Source organism: Microvirga vignae (genome assembly GCF_001017175.1).
GTDB lineage: Bacteria > Pseudomonadota > Alphaproteobacteria > Rhizobiales > Beijerinckiaceae > Microvirga > Microvirga vignae.
In genome coordinates this window covers 82,790-100,065 of sequence record NZ_LCYG01000005.1, presented here as the reverse complement: position 1 = coordinate 100,065, position 17,276 = coordinate 82,790, and the positions used below count along the sequence as shown (strand labels likewise).

At 63.2% G+C, this 17,276-nt stretch carries 17 protein-coding genes and 1 pseudogene; 13 read left to right on the top strand and 5 right to left on the bottom strand.

Annotated elements, in window-relative coordinates:
- Positions 1-159 precede the first annotated feature (159 nt).
- The gene (locus tag AA309_RS02115; RefSeq protein ID WP_047187325.1) at positions 160-930 is read right to left on the bottom strand and encodes a cation efflux transmembrane domain-containing protein; all 771 of its coding nucleotides are present in this window, start codon (positions 928-930) and stop codon (positions 160-162) included.
- A gap of 68 nt (positions 931-998) precedes the next feature.
- On the opposite strand from AA309_RS02115, the gene AA309_RS02110 reads away from it, so the two are divergent.
- The 13 genes from AA309_RS02110 (at position 999) to AA309_RS02050 (ending at position 13,076) form a co-directional block, all read left to right on the top strand.
- Entirely contained in the window at positions 999-1,415 is a 417-nt protein-coding gene (locus AA309_RS02110; protein WP_047187324.1) for a MerR family transcriptional regulator, read from the top strand.
- 452 nt (positions 1,416-1,867) lie between these two features.
- Positions 1,868-2,722, top strand: coding sequence for a methylated-DNA--[protein]-cysteine S-methyltransferase (locus AA309_RS02105; protein WP_244470228.1), 855 nt, complete (start codon positions 1,868-1,870; stop codon positions 2,720-2,722).
- A gap of 554 nt (positions 2,723-3,276) precedes the next feature.
- Positions 3,277-5,196, top strand: coding sequence for a molecular chaperone DnaK (dnaK, locus tag AA309_RS02100; RefSeq protein WP_047187322.1), 1,920 nt, complete (start codon positions 3,277-3,279; stop codon positions 5,194-5,196).
- Positions 5,197-5,440: 244 nt separating this feature from the next.
- Positions 5,441-6,583, top strand: a complete 1,143-nt coding sequence (dnaJ, locus tag AA309_RS02095; RefSeq protein WP_047187321.1) for a molecular chaperone DnaJ — start codon at positions 5,441-5,443, stop codon at positions 6,581-6,583.
- 66 nt (positions 6,584-6,649) lie between these two features.
- Positions 6,650-7,273, top strand: coding sequence for a class I SAM-dependent methyltransferase (locus tag AA309_RS02090; RefSeq protein WP_047187320.1), 624 nt, complete (start codon positions 6,650-6,652; stop codon positions 7,271-7,273).
- A gap of 8 nt (positions 7,274-7,281) precedes the next feature.
- A complete protein-coding gene (gene pyrF / locus AA309_RS02085; RefSeq protein ID WP_244470224.1) occupies positions 7,282-8,010 on the top strand; it encodes an orotidine-5'-phosphate decarboxylase in 729 nt (242 codons plus the stop codon).
- A 51-nt stretch (positions 8,011-8,061) separates the two neighbouring features.
- Positions 8,062-8,349 carry a DUF1330 domain-containing protein gene (locus AA309_RS02080; RefSeq protein WP_047187318.1) on the top strand — a complete coding sequence of 96 codons (288 nt, stop codon included), beginning with the start codon at positions 8,062-8,064 and terminating at the stop codon, positions 8,347-8,349.
- Between the two features lie 4 nt (positions 8,350-8,353).
- The gene (locus AA309_RS02075) at positions 8,354-8,659 is read left to right on the top strand and encodes a DUF1330 domain-containing protein (protein ID WP_047187317.1); all 306 of its coding nucleotides are present in this window, start codon (positions 8,354-8,356) and stop codon (positions 8,657-8,659) included.
- A 125-nt stretch (positions 8,660-8,784) separates the two neighbouring features.
- Positions 8,785-9,591, top strand: a complete 807-nt coding sequence (dapB, locus tag AA309_RS02070) for a 4-hydroxy-tetrahydrodipicolinate reductase (protein ID WP_047187342.1) — start codon at positions 8,785-8,787, stop codon at positions 9,589-9,591.
- A 168-nt stretch (positions 9,592-9,759) separates the two neighbouring features.
- Entirely contained in the window at positions 9,760-10,380 is a 621-nt protein-coding gene (locus tag AA309_RS02065; protein ID WP_047187316.1) for a 2,3-bisphosphoglycerate-dependent phosphoglycerate mutase, read from the top strand.
- 145 nt (positions 10,381-10,525) lie between these two features.
- A complete protein-coding gene (locus AA309_RS02060; RefSeq protein WP_047187315.1) occupies positions 10,526-11,143 on the top strand; it encodes an alpha-ketoglutarate-dependent dioxygenase AlkB family protein in 618 nt (205 codons plus the stop codon).
- 136 nt (positions 11,144-11,279) lie between these two features.
- A complete protein-coding gene (locus AA309_RS02055) occupies positions 11,280-12,098 on the top strand; it encodes a hypothetical protein (RefSeq protein ID WP_047187314.1) in 819 nt (272 codons plus the stop codon).
- Positions 12,099-12,137: 39 nt separating this feature from the next.
- Entirely contained in the window at positions 12,138-13,076 is a 939-nt protein-coding gene (locus AA309_RS02050; protein WP_047187313.1) for a hypothetical protein, read from the top strand.
- 97 nt (positions 13,077-13,173) lie between these two features.
- Here the strand turns inward: AA309_RS02050 and AA309_RS36235 are convergent, their stop codons facing one another.
- The 4 genes and pseudogenes from AA309_RS36235 to AA309_RS02035 form a co-directional block, all read right to left on the bottom strand.
- Entirely contained in the window at positions 13,174-13,434 is a 261-nt protein-coding gene (locus AA309_RS36235) for a trimeric intracellular cation channel family protein (protein ID WP_244470227.1), read from the bottom strand.
- A gap of 105 nt (positions 13,435-13,539) precedes the next feature.
- A pseudogene (locus AA309_RS36230) lies at positions 13,540-13,652 on the bottom strand (TRIC cation channel family protein); the annotation flags it as partial.
- A gap of 176 nt (positions 13,653-13,828) precedes the next feature.
- Positions 13,829-14,452 (bottom strand): nucleotide exchange factor GrpE, encoded by a 624-nt coding sequence (grpE, locus tag AA309_RS02040; protein WP_047187312.1) that lies wholly within the window; start codon positions 14,450-14,452, stop codon positions 13,829-13,831.
- Between the two features lie 60 nt (positions 14,453-14,512).
- On the bottom strand, positions 14,513-17,263 hold the full coding sequence (locus AA309_RS02035) for a [protein-PII] uridylyltransferase (RefSeq protein ID WP_047187311.1): 2,751 nt from the start codon (positions 17,261-17,263) through the stop codon (positions 14,513-14,515).
- Positions 17,264-17,276 lie beyond the last annotated feature (13 nt).

Here is a 17,276-nt window from a genome sequence, read left to right as displayed (position 1 = left end):
CCGGATGGCTCGGAACCTCCTCCATCGCCTCTCACGTCACCCCGGCCTTGGGCCGGAGATCCACGTCTTTTCGTGCGGTGGTTCCTAAGACATGGATGGCCGGGACTGATCCCCGGACCAAGTCCGGGGACGGCCATAACAAGAGGAGTGGAGCAGAGGCTATTGAATCCCTCCCGCGTCCCGAGGCCTCACGGCTGGAACCTGCATCGCCTCCTCCCGGTACTCATGCCAGGCCTGACGCAGGATCTGCACCGAGGATGAGAGGAAGAGGCCCGCCATCAAGGCGGCGACGGCGAGATCCGGCCATGCGGTCGCGGTGCCCCACACACCCAGAGCCGCCAGCACCACTACGACATTGCCGATGGCATCGTTGCGTGAGCACAGCCAGACGGAGCGCACATTGGCGTCGCCGTCCTTGTAGCGCATCAGCAGGAGCACCGAGCTTAAGTTGACCATGAAGGCAAGCACGCCGACGCCGCCCATCAGCTCCGCCTTCGGAAGACCAAGAATGAGAACCTGATAGATCGTCGATCCGAGCACCCACAGGGCCATCAGGCTCAGGGAGAGCCCCTTGAAGAGCGCCGCTGTCGCCCGTGTGCGCAGGCTGGCGCCGATGACGGCAAGGCTTAAGCCATAGGTCACTGTATCGCCGAGGAAATCAAGCGCGTCCGCCTGCAGGGCCTGTGACCGAGCGAGGTGGCCCGCGACCATCTCGGTAGCGAACATCGCCGCATTGAGCGCGATCACTGTCCAGAGGACGCGCTTGTAGCGCGGGTCCACTCCGTCAAAGACCGGGACACCTCCATGGCAGCCGCAAGCATCGCCCGTTCCGCAGCTCGTCGCCGGGCCTGCCTTCAGTGTCTCGGGCAAGGGAGCCTGGACCGGCTTGGAGTCACAGCAGGCATCGTTTGAGCAGCAGGTATCGGCCATGCGAATCGTCCTTTTCCTAAAGCGAAAGAGACTCTACGATCTCTAGTGACTAGAGGTTCAAGACCACAATGCTGTCGATTGGAGAATTATCCCGCCGCACGGCCGTGAAGGTACCGACGATCCGCTATTACGAGCAGGTCGGCCTTATGCCTGCGCCGCCGCGCACCGAAGGCAAGCAGCGCCGCTATGGGCCTGCCGAGGTGTCCCGCCTCAATTTCATCCGCCATGCCCGCGAACTCGGGTTCGAGGTAGAGGCCATTCGGGAATTGCTGGCGCTCAACGAGAACCCGGACCAGTCCTGTGCCGAGGCCGACCGAATTGCCCGCAGGCACATGATCGAGGTGGAAAGGCGAATCGAGCAGCTGACAGCCCTGCGAACCGAGTTGCAGCGCATGATCAACGAGTGCAGCCACGGCCGTGTGGGCGAGTGCCGGGTCATTCAGGCCCTTGCCGATCATGATCAATGTGCGCACGAGTGCCATTGACCGCGCTTGGTATGTGGCGGCGGGGCGAGGACATTCGCGCCGCCAACGCGGCAATTCAGATCGTCAAGGGAAAGTGAATTCCGGCGCGCGTATCCAGGACGCCTTCAGGCTGTTCTTGCCCGTGTGAAGGGAAACGAGCCAATCAGGATCTGCGCCATGCCTAAGAGCCTTGTCGCCGCTGCGCTTGTGCTGCTCTCGCTCAGCGCCGCCGCCTGCCAGACCATCGACTATCCTCTCCAGAACACCGACCGCCCCGATGATTGAAGGTCGGCCCCGGCCCGTCCGACCGCGCCCGGTCCCGGGTGGGACCGAGAGGGAGATAGCCGCCGCAGGAGTCGTACCGCAGAAATCGGGTGTCGCCGCCTCCTCAGACCGCCTAGAGTGCGATCAAGAGGAAACACGCCATGCTCGATACCTTGCGCGACATCACCATCGAACCCGGCCATTTCACGATGCCGGAGGAGCCTCAAACCGATTACGAGCGGGTGCGCCGGATCATTGCGTTCATCTCCGAGCGCTGGCGGGACCAGCCTTCGCTGGAGGCGATTGCGGATCATGTGGGGCTCTCCACCACTCATGTGCATCATCTCTTCCGGCGCTGGGCGGGCTTGAGCCCCAAAGCCTTTCTCCAGGCAATCACCCTCGACAACGCCAAGGCGCTTCTGGCCTCCTCCGCCAGCGTGCTCGACGCCACCTACGAGGTCGGCCTCTCGGGGCCTGCCCGTCTGCACGATCTCTTCGTGACCCACGAGGCCATGACGCCGGGCGACTTCAAGGCCGGCGGAGCGGGCCTCACGATGCGCTATGGATTTCACCCCTCTCCCTTCGGCGAGGCGGTTCTGGTGGCGACTGAGCGGGGACTCGCGGGCCTCGGCTTCGTGGACAATGGAGACCGGGAAGCGGCCCTTGCCGACATGACCCGCCGCTGGCCCAAAGCGAGCTATGTCAAGGACGAGGCCGCCACTGAGCCGCTCGCCCAGCGCATCTTCAACCCGACCCAGTGGCAGGCGGAGCAGCCCCTGCGGGTCGTCCTGATCGGCACGGATTTCGAGGTGCGGGTCTGGCAGACGCTGCTGCGCATCCCCCGCGACAAAGCCACCACCTATTCCGACATCGCCCGCCATATCGGAAAACCCGCCGCCTGCCGGGCCGTCGGGGCGGCGGTGGGCAAGAACCCCATCTCCTTCGTCGTCCCCTGCCACCGAGTGCTCGGCCGCTCCGGCGCGCTGACCGGCTATCATTGGGGCCTCACCCGCAAGCAGGCGATCCTGGGATGGGAGGCGGGGCGGAGCATGGGCGAGGGGTGAGGCCTGAGAACGCCTGATAAGTCCTCTTCCTGTCATGGCCGTCCACGGACTCGATCGGGGGATCAGTCCGGGCCATCTCGACCTTATTGAGCGCTGCGCCTTTCCCATCGTCGGATCACCGGCACAAGGCCGGTGGTGACGAGGCGGGTGTCATTCCCGACGAGCGAAGCGAGGGAGGGGAATCCATCACGCTGCGCATGATCGTGGATCCCCTTCCCGGTCCCAAAGGACCGCCGGGGATGACCCGCACGACGTCCCTCCCCCTTTGAGAGGGTTCGGGCGCCCTGGTCTTTCTATCCGTAATCCAAGCTATCCGTAATCCAAGCCGTTCCAGCCACTTACCCCCTATTGCAGTCCTGCAACAGGGGTCTTCTCTCATGCAATGAAGCCAACTAGCCTTCAGGATCGTCTTGCAGCGTTTGAGACGCCTTCTTATATCAGCGCCAGCAAGGCGCTTCGGGCGAAGCGCCCTTGTTTAAGTCATTCAACATGTAAGCCATGGGCCGAGCTGCTTTTAGGGCTCGGCGGTCTGCTTGAAAGTGAGGGATCCCGCCATGGGTAAGGTCATTGGTATCGACCTCGGCACCACCAATTCCTGCGTCGCTGTCATGGAAGGCACGACGCCCAAAGTTATCGAAAACGCGGAAGGCACCCGGACGACCCCGTCCATCGTCGCCTTCACCGACGAAGGCGAGCGCCTCGTCGGCCAGCCGGCCAAGCGCCAGGCGGTCACGAATCCGTCGCGCACCTTCTTTGCCATCAAGCGCCTGATCGGACGCACCTTTGAAGACCCCATGACCAAGAAGGACATGGGCCTCGTTCCGTATCACATCATCAAGGGTCCGAACGGCGACGCGTGGGTCGAAGCCGACGGCAAGCAATATTCGCCGTCGCAGATCTCCGCCTTCACCCTGCAGAAGATGAAGGAAACCGCGGAAGCCTATCTCGGCCAGCCGGTGACGCAGGCCGTCATCACGGTTCCCGCCTACTTCAACGACGCTCAGCGTCAGGCCACCAAGGACGCGGGCAAGATCGCCGGCCTTGAGGTCCTGCGCATCATCAACGAGCCGACCGCTGCGGCGCTGGCCTACGGCCTCGACAAGAAGCAGTCCGGCATGATCGCGGTCTACGACCTCGGCGGCGGTACCTTCGACGTGTCGATCCTCGAGATCGGCGACGGCGTGTTCGAGGTGAAGTCCACCAACGGCGACACGTTCCTCGGCGGTGAAGACTTCGACATGCGCCTCGTCGAGTACCTCGCGTCCGAGTTCAAGAAGGAGCAGGGCATCGACCTCACGAAGGACAAGCTCGCCCTTCAGCGCCTGAAGGAAGCCGCCGAAAAGGCGAAGATCGAGCTGTCCTCGGCCGCTCAGACCGAAATCAACCTGCCCTACATCACGGCGGATGCGTCCGGTCCGAAGCACCTCGCTCTCAAGCTCTCGCGCGCGAAGTTCGAGCAGCTCGTGGACGACCTCGTGCAGAAGACCATCGAGCCCTGCCGCAAGGCCCTCAAGGACGCCGGCATCTCCGCCGGCGACATCGACGAGGTGGTCCTGGTCGGCGGCATGACCCGCATGCCGAAGATCCAGGAAGTGGTGAAGAACTTCTTCGGCAAGGAGCCCCACAAGGGCGTGAACCCGGATGAGGTCGTGGCCATCGGCGCTGCGATCCAGGCGGGCGTGCTCCAGGGCGACGTGAAGGACGTTCTGCTCCTCGATGTGACCCCGCTCTCGCTCGGCATCGAGACGCTCGGCGGCGTGTTCACCCGCCTGATCGAGCGCAACACCACGATCCCGACGAAGAAGAGCCAGGTCTTCTCGACCGCGGAAGACAACCAGAATGCGGTGACCATCCGGGTCTTCCAGGGCGAACGCGAAATGGCGGCGGACAACAAGCTGCTCGGCCAGTTCGACCTCATGGGCATTCCGCCGGCACCGCGCGGCGTGCCGCAGATCGAGGTGACCTTCGACATCGACGCGAACGGCATCGTGAACGTCACGGCGAAGGACAAGGCCACCGGCAAGGAGCACCAGATCCGCATCCAGGCTTCCGGCGGTCTGTCGGATGCCGACATCGAGAAGATGGTGAAGGACGCCGAGGCTCACGCCGAGGAGGACAAGAAGCGCCGCGAAGTCGTCGAGGCGAAGAACCAGGGTGAAAGCCTGGTCCACGCCACCGAGAAGTCGCTTGCCGAGTACGGAGACAAGGTTGGAGAGTCCGACAAGCAGGGCATCCAGACCGCCATCGACGCGCTCAAGCAGGCTCTCGCCGGTGAGGACGCCGAGGTCATCAAGGCCCGCACCACGGACCTGATGCAGGCTTCCATGAAGCTGGGCGAAGCCATGTACGCGGCTCAAGCCAACGCCGGCGAAGGCGGCGAGCAGGCATCGAGCGGCGAAGAGGCCAAGAAGGACGACGTCATCGACGCCGACTTCCAGGAAGTCGACGAGGGTGACAAGAAGAAGCGCGCTTAAAAACGATGCGCACGTCTTGAGAGAATTCGGCACCCGGTTTCATGGCCGGGTGCCGTTTTCGTGAAATGGCTTGAAACAACAATGACCGATCAATCGACCAATCATCACGATGCTGGAGCATCGGACCCAAAAGTGGGTTCCACTTTTGGGATCAATCCGATGCTCCCTTTCTTAAGCAGCTTCGAGCGTCAGGGTCTGATCGGCGGGATGACGGAGCGCTTGTGCGCTCCCAGGGGCGCCTGACATGTCCAAGCGCGATTACTACGACGTTCTCGGCGTTGCGAGGACCGCGACAGAAGCGGAGATGAAATCCGCCTTTCGCAAGCTCGCGATGCAGTATCACCCGGACCGCAATCCGGGCGACCATGAGGCCGAGGTCAAGTTCAAGGAAATCAACGAGGCCTATCAGACCCTCTCCGATGGGCAGAAGCGCGCGGCCTACGACCGCTACGGCCATGCGGCCTTCGCCAATGGTGGCGGCGCGGGTCCTGGCTTCGGCGGCGATTTCTCCGACTTCATGTCGGACATTTTCGAAAACTTCTTCGGCGATGCCGGCGGCGGGCGCAGCCGAGGCCGCGGAGCGGGCGGCCGCGAGCGCGGCGCGGATATGCGCTATAACCTCGAGATCACCCTCGACGAAGCGTTCCACGGCAAGACCGCCGAGCTGAAGATTCCCACCTCCATTACCTGTGAGGCCTGCTCAGGCTCCGGCGCGAAGCCGGGCTCGAAGCCGAAGACCTGTCCCACCTGCGGCGGCGCGGGCCGCGTACGGGCGACACAAGGCTTCTTCTCCATCGAACGCACCTGCCCGAACTGCCATGGGCGCGGCGAGGTGATCGACGATCCGTGCGGAGCTTGCGGCGGCGCCGGCCGTGTCACGCGCGAGCGCACGCTCTCCGTCAATATCCCGGCCGGCGTGGAAGACGGAACGCGCATTCGCCTGGCTGGCGAAGGCGAGGCTGGCCTGCGTGGCGGACCTCCGGGCGATCTTTACATTTTCCTCTCCATCAAGCCTCATCCGTTCTTCCAGCGCGATGGCGCGGACCTGTTCTGCCGCGTGCCGATCTCCATGGTGACGGCAGCGCTCGGCGGCGAGTTCAGCGTGCCGACCTTGGGCGGCTCCGAGGCCCTCGTGAAGGTTCCCGAAGGCACTCAGACCGGCAAGCAGTTCCGCCTGAAGGGCAAGGGCATGCCGGTGCTGCGCTCGCGCGATGTGGGCGACCTCTACATCCAGGTTGTTGTGGAAACTCCGCAGAAGCTCTCCAGGCGCCAGCGCGAGCTTCTCGAGGAATTCGACAAGGAATGCTCGAAGGAAAATCACCCCGAGAGCTCAGGCTTCTTCTCGCGCTTCCGCGAGTTTCTCGATGGGCTTGGCGGATCAAGTTAACTTGACGGTCGTTTCCTTTGAGTTCTAAACAACCCATGTGATCCGCCCGCTTGAGGGGTCTGCCCAGTGCTTCAGTCGTCCCAACGGCCTACGACCCGGAAACTGCCCTTCAAGAAAGACCGCTTTCAGGACGAAGCCCGCTTTCTCCGCTCCTGGTTGGAACGCCCCCTGGTCGTGGGCGCAGTGACTCCTTCAGGCAAAGTTCTGGCGCGGACCATGGCCTCTTACGTCGATCGCCGCATTCCGGGGCCTGTCGTCGAGCTGGGCCCCGGCACGGGCCCGGTGACGGACGCTCTGATCCGGCGTGGCGTGGAGCAGGAACGGCTGATCCTCGTCGAGTTCAACCCCGAATTCTGCCAGCTCCTGAAGCGCCGTTTTCCAAAAGCGACCATCATCCAGGGCGATGCGTACGATTTGAAGGAAACGCTGTCCGGCATTCTGAAGGAGCCCGCCGCCGCCACCGTGTCGAGCCTTCCGCTCTTCACCAAGCCCATGGACCAGCGCCTGGATCTGCTCGAGATCGCGCAGGAGCTGATGCATCCGAACGCGCCCTTCATCCAGTTCACCTATGCCGTCGTGCCGCCGATCCCGGCACGCTCGCAATCGTACAAAGCCCGAGCCTCGAACCGCATCTGGCGCAACCTGCCCCCGGCCCGCGTCTGGGTCTACAACAAGGTCAACCATCCATGAGCAACGGTGTGTCTCCTTCCACGAATCCCGTTTCAGGGGGAGACATTCGCGACAGCCTCATCATTGGTCTCGATGTTCCAAGCGTCGAGGAAGCACGGACCATCGTGACGCGCATCGGCGATGCGGGCACCTTCTACAAGATCGGCTATCAGCTCGCTTATGCCGGCGGTTTTGAATTCGCGCGCGAGCTGATCGGCCAGGGCAAGAAGATCTTTCTCGATCTCAAGCTCCATGACATCGGCAACACGGTAGAAGAAGGCGTGCGCTCCATCGCGCGCATGGGCGTCACGTTCCTCACCGTTCATGCCTATCCGCAGACCATGCGGGCCGCCGTTACCGGAAAAGCAGGATCGAATCTGAAGATCCTCGCCGTCACGGTGCTCACCTCCTACGACGATAACGACCTCGTTGAGGCCGGCTATGCGCCCGTGTCGGCTGCGGAACTCGTTGCTCGTCGCGCAGGTCAGGCCCGCGAGATCGGCATTGACGGCATCGTGTGCGCCGCCACCGAGGCCGAGCGCGTGCGCGCCATCGTGGGACCCGACAGCTTCATCGTGACGCCTGGCATTCGCCCTTCCGGATCAGAGGCAGGCGACCAGAAGCGCATCGTCACGCCGGGTGATGCCATCCGCAACGGCGCCACGCATCTCGTCGTCGCGCGCCCCATCGTGAAGGCCGCCGATCCGCGCGCGGCTGCCGAGGCCATCGTCAAGGAAATGGGCGACGCAACGGCTTGACGCATCGCGCCTCCTGGCGTTCGCTGCACACCCCATACAGAGGAGTCCTCCATGCCTAAAGGCTATGTCATCGCCCGCGTCACCGTCACCAACCCGGAGGCCTATGCCGAATATGCCAAGGGCGCGACGGAGGCGATCAAGAAGTATGGCGGACGCCCGCTGGTGCGCGGCGGCGCCTACGAGGCCCTTGAAGGCGAGGCCCGGCCCCGCAACGTGGTGATCGAGTTCGATTCCGTCGAGCAGGCCCGCACCTATTACAACTCTCCCGATTATCAGGCGGCGAAGGCCAAGCGCGAGGGTGCGTGCGTCGCCGAGTTCGTGCTGGTCGAAGGAGCCTGAAGCGATGCCGAAGGGTTATTGGATCGGCCGGGTCGATGTGTCGAACCCGGAGGCTTACCAGAATTACGTGAAGGCCAATGCGGTCCCCTTCGCCAAGTTCGGAGCCCGCTTCCTGGTCCGCGGCGGCGGCTACCGCGTGGCGGAAGGCGACGCGCGCGCCCGCAACGTGGTGATCGAGTTCCCGACCTACGAGGCGGCTCTGGCCTGCTGGGACTCGCCCGAGTACCAGGCGGCAAAAGCCGAGCGGGACGGCCATGCGGTGGCCGACATCATCATCATCGAGGGTTATGAGGGCCCGCAGCCGGGTTGAAGTTTGTCCCGTCCCCTTCCCGTCATCCCGGACTTGTTCCGGGGATGACCGGAAGGGCATTCTCGAAGGTGGCTTAAGCCGCTATATGCCTTGCGCAGGCAAATAGGAGAACGAGCATGAGCGAAATGCGACTTGTCGTGGTCGGAGCGGCCGGGCGTATGGGGCGCATGCTCATCAAGACCGTGGCCGAGACGGAAGGCTGCCGCCTCGTAGGTGCCATCGAGCGCGAGGGCTCCCATGCGCTGGGCCAGGATGCGGGGGTGCTTGCGGGCCTCTCCCCGCTCGGCGTCAGCGTGACGGCCGATCCCCTCCCGGTCTTCGCCAAGGCCGACGGCGTTCTCGACTTCACGTCGCCTGCCGCCAGCGTGTCCTTTGCCGGCCTCGCCGCCCAAGCCCGCATCGTCCATGTGATCGGCACCACCGGCCTGCAGGACGACGATTTCACCAGGCTCGAAGCCGCCGCCCGGCATGCGCGCATCATCCAGTCCGGCAACATGTCGATGGGTGTGAACCTGCTCGCAGGCCTCGTGCGGAAGGTCGCTGCGACGCTGGGCGAAGATTTCGACATCGAGATTCTCGAAATGCATCACCGCATGAAGGTGGATGCCCCCTCCGGCACTGCGCTTCTCCTCGGCGAGGCGGCTGCGGAAGGCCGCAAGATTTCCCTGAAAGAGCACTCGGTGCGCAGCCGCGACGGGCATACCGGCGCGCGCAATGCCGGCGATATCGGCTTTGCAACCCTGCGCGGCGGCTCGGTGGTTGGCGATCATTCAGTGATCTTCGCAGGCACTGGCGAGCGCCTGGAGCTGTCGCATCGGGCCGAGGACCGCAGCATTTTCGCGCGCGGCGCGGTGAAGGCTGCGCTCTGGGGCTTCGACAAGAAGCCTGGGCTTTACACCATGGCTGATGTGCTCGGCCTTAACGACCTCTAGCGCATCGTGCGGACCCGAAGGGCCACGTCAGTGAAAAGTGGACCCGGTTTTCCGCATCAACGATGCGTTGCTTAAGAAAGGGAGCATCGGATGGATCCCAAAAGTGGATTCCACTTTTCTCGTCCGATGCTCTAGACACCCATCACGAGATTACGGAGACGCTGAGAAATGGATCGCCTTCTTGTGCTTGCCCGCCACGGCCAGAGCGAATGGAACCTCAAGAATCTGTTCACCGGCTGGAAGGATCCGGGGCTGACCGATCTCGGCATCGAGGAGGCGCGCACCGCCGGCCATCGACTGAAGGAGATGGGCGTGCAGTTCGACGTGGCCTTCACCTCCGTGTTAGGCCGCGCCCAGCACACCTGCAAGCTGATCCTGGAAGAGATCGGCCAACCGGATCTGAAGACCTTTACCGACCAGGCGCTCAACGAGCGCGATTACGGCGACCTCTCCGGCCTCAACAAGGACGATGCCCGCGCCCGCTGGGGCGAGGAGCAGGTCCATCTCTGGCGCCGCTCCTACGACGTGCCCCCTCCTGGCGGCGAGAGCCTGAAGGACACGGTGGCCCGCGTGCTGCCCTACTACATCCGCGAGATCCTGCCCCGCGTGATGCGCGGCGAACGCGTCCTCGTGGCAGCCCACGGCAATTCGCTGCGCGCCCTCGTGATGGTGCTCGACGGCCTGACGCCTAAGACAATCCCGAGCCTCGAGCTCGCGACCGGCATTCCGCTGGTCTATAGGCTCAACGCCGACACCACTGTCGCCGACAAGAAGGTGCTGGAGGGGTAATCGCCCTTCACATGTAAGACTCCCCTGTCATGGCCGGGCTCGTCCCGGCCATCTCATTTTGGAAGGGTGCTGTGCTTATTTGCATCGGGATCACCGGCACAAGGCTGGTGATGACAGGCGGAGACGGAACGTGCCAGATAGGGTCATGCCCTGCATCACCCTCAGCCCCGGCCTCGTCTACTACCCGGATTACTTGGATCGCCCTGCGCAGGAGCACCTTCTCCAAGCCTTGCGTGAGATCACGAGGATCGCTCCCCTCTTCACGCCGCGCATGCCGCGCACGGGCAAGCCCTTCTCGGTCCGCATGACCAATTGCGGGCGGCTCGGCTGGGTCTCCGACCCTGAGGGCTATCGCTACCAGCCGACCCATCCCGAGACGGGCCAGCCCTGGCCCGCCATGCCCGACCAGGCGCTCGAGGCCTGGGACGAGTTGAGCGGGTATCCACATCCGCCCGACGCCTGCCTTATCAACTATTATGACCTTCAGGCCCGCATGGGGATGCACCAGGACAAGGACGAGGAGGAGTTCGACGCGCCCGTCGTCTCGCTCTCCTTGGGCGATACGGCCCTGTTCCGCTATGGCGGGCTGGAGCGCAAGGATCCGACCCGCTCGATCCGGCTGAAATCCGGCGACGCGATCGTGTTCGGTGGGCCGGCGCGCCTGATCCATCACGGCATCGACCGGCTGATCCCCCACTCCTCGGACCTGCTGTCGCATGCGGGACGCCTTAATCTCACCTTGCGCAAAGTGGAAAAGCCCTGATAATGTAATTTCGTTCGGGGCAAGACTGATGCGTCTCCTTCTTCTCACGCTTCTATTCCTTTCGAGCCTCGATACTGCTTTTGCAGCGCCTACATTCCCACCTGGATCGAGGATCGGCCTCGTGCCCGCAGACGGGATGACGTTTTCCCGAGCCTCTGGAATTTTCGAGAACGCGTCAAAGCACGCCTCTGTCCGCTTCCGGGAGATGAAGCCAGAGGAATATGCGCTGCTAGAGCGGACCATCACGGATCCCAATCCGAAAGGCATGAAGGTGGTCTTTCAGGAGCGAACCACGATCGGGGGATATCCGGCCGTCCTGGTGACATTGAACCAGAAGTCCCAACATGGCTTCTTGCTGCGCAAATGGCTGCTTGCCGTGCGCGAGCCCACGCTCACGATGTTCATCGTGGTGCAGTCTATCGAAACCCCAGAGGGATATACCGATGCAGCCATTCGCCGGATGCTGAACTCCCTGGTCGCCCGGCCGACCGTTCCCATCGAAGCCGAAATGACTGAACTTCCCTTCGAAATCGGTGATAGGGCAGGTTTCAGGCCCGTGAGAATGGATACACTCCAAATCGCCATGACGGAGGGCCCGAGCGACGACCTTTACCGGCTCGACCAGCCCGTCGTCACAGTCGCCTTCACTCCGTTCAAAACGCCCGGTTCTTCAGTGGCACAAGGCTTTGCCGAGAGACTCCTGAAGGCTGACCCTGATCTTAAGGAGGTGAGTATCGAGCTATCCCAGTCTTTTCAGCATCGTGGCCGTCTCCGTCAGGAGATCGTGGGTCAGGCCAAGGACGCGGCTTCCGGCAAGAAGCTTGTCGTTTTGCAGACCCTGGAGTTCGGTCGACAAGGCATCTTGCGGATTAAGAGCGTGACACGTCCCGGGGAGAGGGACGCGCATTTTCGTCGCTTCCGCTCCTTTGCCGACGGGATTGAAATGAAGCGCTGAATTGACTTACCAATCCAGTATTGGATTGGGAGTATCCATATGAAGCGTGTTGCCCTTGCCGCACTCGGTCTGATTCTGTCCGCCCAGGCGGCTTTCGCTGCCGAGCCTGTCTTTCCGCCCGCCTCGCGGATCGGCCTCGTTCCGCCGCAGGACATGGCCTTGTCCAGGCGCTTCAGCGGCTTCGAGAACGAGGAGCGGGCTGCCGTGATCACCTTCGCGGAAATGCCGGCCCAGGCCTTCGATCAGCTCGCCTCCGGACTCACCAAGGAGGTTCTGAGGAAGCAGGGCCTCGACATGAAGTCCCGCGAGAACGTGAAGCTCGGCTCCAAGAATGCCATTCTCGTCAGCGGCACCATGACGAGGCCCGAGATGGGCCGCAAATGGCTCCTCGTGGTCAAGGATGAGGCCATGACCGGCCTCGTGGTGGCCCAGGTCCATGGCGGTCGGGACGGCTACAGCGATGTGCAGATTCGCGACGCCCTCAAAAGCGTCGCCCTGCGCCGTGACGTGTCGCTCGACGAGCAGGTCTCCGCCCTGCCCTTCCGTCTCGGCGAGAAGGCCGGTTTCAGGCCCGTGCGGGTGATGGCCGGCAACTCCGTGCTGTTCACCGACGGTCCGAAGGACACGATCAAGTCCGTGGAGCAGCCGATCATGATCCTGGCGGCATCCCTTCAGCCCTCGCCCCCTCCCGGCGAGCAGCGCAAGCAATTCGCCCAGGCCGCCCTCTATTCGAACAGGGTTCTGAAAGACATCCGCATCGAACGCTCGGAATCTTTCCGCCTGAGGGGTCAGGACTGGCACGAGATCGTCGCCAGGGCTACGGAAGCGGAATCGGGCCAGCCCATTGTCGTGATGCAGTCGATCCGCTTCGACGGCGACCGTTACGTGCGCATGGTTGGCCTCTCGCGCGAAGAGCAGCGGGATCAGAACCTGCCGCGCTTCCGTGCCATCGCCGATGGAGTCGAGACGAATTTTTAAGAAAACTACTCCCGGCTCGGGAAGGTCGGGAGAGACCACCCGCGCAGGATGGCGAGCGCCCGCAATCCGAAGGCAGCGGCAAAACCTGCTGCCGCACTCAAGGAGAGCGGAAGGCCGATGACCTGCAGGGTGAGGTGACGGCAACGGCGGCGCCCAGGGCCGCCGCCGTGACATAGATTTCCTGCCGTAGGACGAGCGGCGTGATGCCTGCGAAGATATCGCGGATGATGCCGCCGAAGGTGGCCGTAATCGTACCGAGCGCGATGGCCGACAAGGCGGGGACGCCAACCGCCAGAGCCTTGGCTGTGCCGGTGATGGCAAAGAGTGCAAGTCCCAAGGCATCCGCCCAAAGGACCACACGGCCGCGCCGCCCGCCTTCGAGAGCCGCCACCTTCTTCGGGCCGAGGGCAAAGACGATTTCGGCAACGATCAGGTAAACGAGCACATCGGTGGGATCGCCCACCCAGAAGACCGGCCTCGTGCCGATGAGGAGATCGCGCACCGTTCCGCCACCCACGCCTGTGAGGGTAGCAAGCAGGCAAAGCCGAACGGATCCATGCCATTGCAGGCCGCCATCAGCGCGCCCGTGAGCGCGAAGACGGCGACGCCGATGGCTTCAAAAGGAATGTGCTGGAGAAGATCCACTTAGAGCCTCGGACCCAAAAGTGGACTTGCACCTTTGGGATTGATCCGATGCTCATTCTTGAGAGGAGCGCATCGTTGGGAGCGGACCTCCGGTTCCGCACGATGCGCTAGGAAGCGGAGGAAGGATTGTCGGCGGCCTCGGAGCCTGCGCCGTTTGACGGAGCCTTGGGGCCGCCCTTGGCCACGCCAACCAGGGCCGGACGCAGCACGCGATCGCCGATCACATAACCGGACTGGACCACCTGCACGACCGTGCCGCTCGGCACGTCGGGGTTGGGCACCTCGAACATGGCCTGGTGGACGTTCGGATCGAACTTCTGGCCCTGCGGGTCGAGCTTCTTCACGCCGTGGCGCTCCAGGGTCTTGAGAAGGTCGCGCTCGGTCAGGTCGATGCCCTCGATGAGGCCCTTGAAGGCGCCTTCGGCGGAGGCTTTCGCATCCTCCGGAACGCTCTCGATGGCGCGGCGGACGTTATCGGCCACGTTCAGCATGTCGCGGGCGAAATTGGCTACCGCATAGGTGCGGGCATCGGCCATCTCGCGCTCGGTGCGGCGGCGCAGGTTCTCCATGTCCGCCATGAGGCGCAGGAGCTTGTCCTTCAGATCGGCCTTTTCAGCCTCGAGAACGGCCACCGGGTCAACCTGGGGCGCAGCGGCAGCCTCGGTCTCGGCGCCATTGGCGAGCTCGGCCTGGGGGTTCATGTTCTGGTTTTCCGTGTCGTTCGGATTCATGGTCGATCAACTGGGGTAGGGAAAGGGTCAGGGCACATATCAGGTCGAAGCGCTCACAAATCAAGCGCTCCGCTTCTGGGGATGCTCCGCTTCCTCGTTCTTGAACACATCGAGCAGGGTCCGGCGAATCGTGGCCTGGCGGCCGGCATGGGTCACCTTCGTGCCTGTCAGGTCCGTCACATAGAACACGTCCACCGCCTTCTCGCCGAAGGTCACGATATGGGCGGAGGCGATGTTGAGGTTGAGCTTCCCGAGCGCCGTCGTGAGATCATAGAGCAGGCCCGGCCTGTCGAGCCCGGAGATCTCGATGACCGTCTGGCGGCTCGACAGAGAGTTATCGAGGATGACTTCGGGCGGCACGTTGAAGGCCCGTGACGATGGCTTGGACGGCCGCTTGCTCTCCACGAGATCGGCAATCTTCACCTCTCCCTTCAGTGCCCGTTCGATGGCCTTGGCGACGCGCTCCGCGCGGCGCAGCTCGTCCTCGTCCCGGTCGAAGGCGCGCGAGAGCACGATGGTGTCGAGTGCCATTCCGTCCGTGGTCGTGAAGATCTGCGCATCCACGATGTTGCCGCCCGCCGCCGCGCAGGCGCCCGTGACGATGGCGAGCAGGCGCGGGTGATCAGGCGAGAGGACCGTCAGTTCGGTGACGCCGCGGAAGTGATCGGTTTCGTAACAGGTGGTGACCGTGCGTCCATCCTTGTCGGCGGCGCGCACGAAATGCGCCTGCTTCACGCGCCGCTCATCATCGGTCTTCAGCCAATACGCCGGCGTGTGGCGCGCCGCATATTGTTCAAACTCCTCGTCCGACCACTCGGGAAGAGCTTTGCGCAACTGCTCCTGCGCAAGACGCACACGATCAGAGCGCGCGACATCCGCCGCGCCACCGCCGAGCAGCACTTCGGTTTCATAGTAGAGCGTGCGCAGCAGCTGGCCCTTCCAGCCCGTCCATGTGCCAGGACCCACCGCCTTGATGTCCGCGATGGTGAGCACGAGAAGAAGCTTCAGCCGCTCCATGGTCTGCACCACATCGGCGAAGCTCTTGATGGTGGAGGGATCCGACAGATCGCGGCTCTGCGCCGTGTTCGACATGAGCAGGTGATGCTCGACAAGCCACGCCACAGTGTCCGTTTCCGCATCCGTCAACCCGAAACGCGGGCCGAGCTTGCGCGCAATCGCAGCACCTGCGATCGAGTGATCCTCCGGGCGTCCCTTGGCGATGTCGTGCAGGAACACGGCGACATAAAGTGCGCGGCGGTTCTGGATCGTAGTGAAAATCTGGTTGGCGAGCGGGTGCTCGTTGCCGAGCTGACCCGTCTCGATTTCCGTGAGCACACCGATGGTGCGGATGAGATGCTCGTCCACCGTATAGTGATGATACATGTTGAACTGCATCATCGCGACGATGCGGCCGAAATCGGGAATGAAGCGGCCGAGCACGCCCGCCTCGTTCATGTGCCTTAAAACCACCTCCGGGGCGTTCCTGGAGGTGATGATGTCGAGGAAGAGCTTGTTAGCCTCGGGATCGCGGCGGAGGTTCTGCCCGATGAGCTTCAAGGAACGTGTGGCAAGCCGCGTGGCGTCGGGATGAATTGCCAGATTATGCTTGTCCGCCAGCCAGAACAGGCGGATCAGGTTGACGGGATCGCGTCCGAACACATCCTCGTTCTTCACGTTGATGCGGTTGTTGTCGATGATGAAGTCGTTACCTGCGAGCGCCCCGCCGCGACGGCGGCGGAAGCGGCCGAACACCCGATCGAGCATCGGTCGCTTCTTCGTCTGGCGCGCTTCGAGTTCGGCGCAGACGATGGCAGTGAGATCGCCCACGTCTTTCGCGATGAGGAAGTATGTCTTCATGAAGCGCTCGACCGTCGACAGGCCACCGCGCGGCGCGACGCCGATGCGCTCGGCGATGACACGTTGCAGGTCGAAGGTGAGGCGCTCCTCGGCGCGACCGGTTGCGAAATGCATATGGCAGCGCACGCGCCACAGAAACTCCTCGCAGCGTTGGAAGAGCTTGAACTCCTCGGGCGTGAAGAGCCCCGCCTTCACGAGCTCCTTCGGCTTCTTCACCTGATAGACGTATTTGCCGATCCAGAAGAGCGTGTTGAGATCGCGAAGACCACCCTTGCCGTCCTTCACGTTGGGCTCGACGAGATAACGCGACGCACCGGCCTTCGCCACGCGCGCATCGCGCTCCTTCAATTTCGCGTCCACGAATTCCGCGGCGGATGTCGCAACGACCTCCTTGTCGAAGCGCTGCACGAGATCGTCGAACAGCGCGCGGTCGCCAAAGAGGAAGCGAGATTCGAGAAGCGCCGTGCGGATCGTCATGTCGGCCCTGGCCTCTCGAATGCAGTCCTCCACCGAGCGTGTCGCATGACCGACCTTGAGTTTCAGATCCCAAAGGACATAGAGCATTCCCTCGACGACACTCTCACTCCAGGCGGTCTGCTTGTAGGGCAGAAGAAACAGCAGATCGACATCCGAGCCCGGCGCCAGCGTGCCGCGCCCGTAGCCGCCTGTCGCCACCACGGCGATGCGTTCGCCCGATGACGGGTTCTCGGCAGGATAGAGGTGCCGCACCACCGCGTCGTGCACGAGCTGGACGAGATCGTCCATATGCGTCGAGAGATACTTGGCGCAGACAAGGCCGTCCTCGGTATCCAGAAGCTGCTGCTCCCCCCTCGCCCTTCCCTCCTCAAGGTAGAGCTTGAGCTTGGGCACGAGCTTGGCCCGCAACTCCCCCGCATCGCGGAGCGGCTCGTCGCCGAGAGCCTTCAGGATACCATCGGAGGTCTGGAGCGGCATGGAACAACCATCG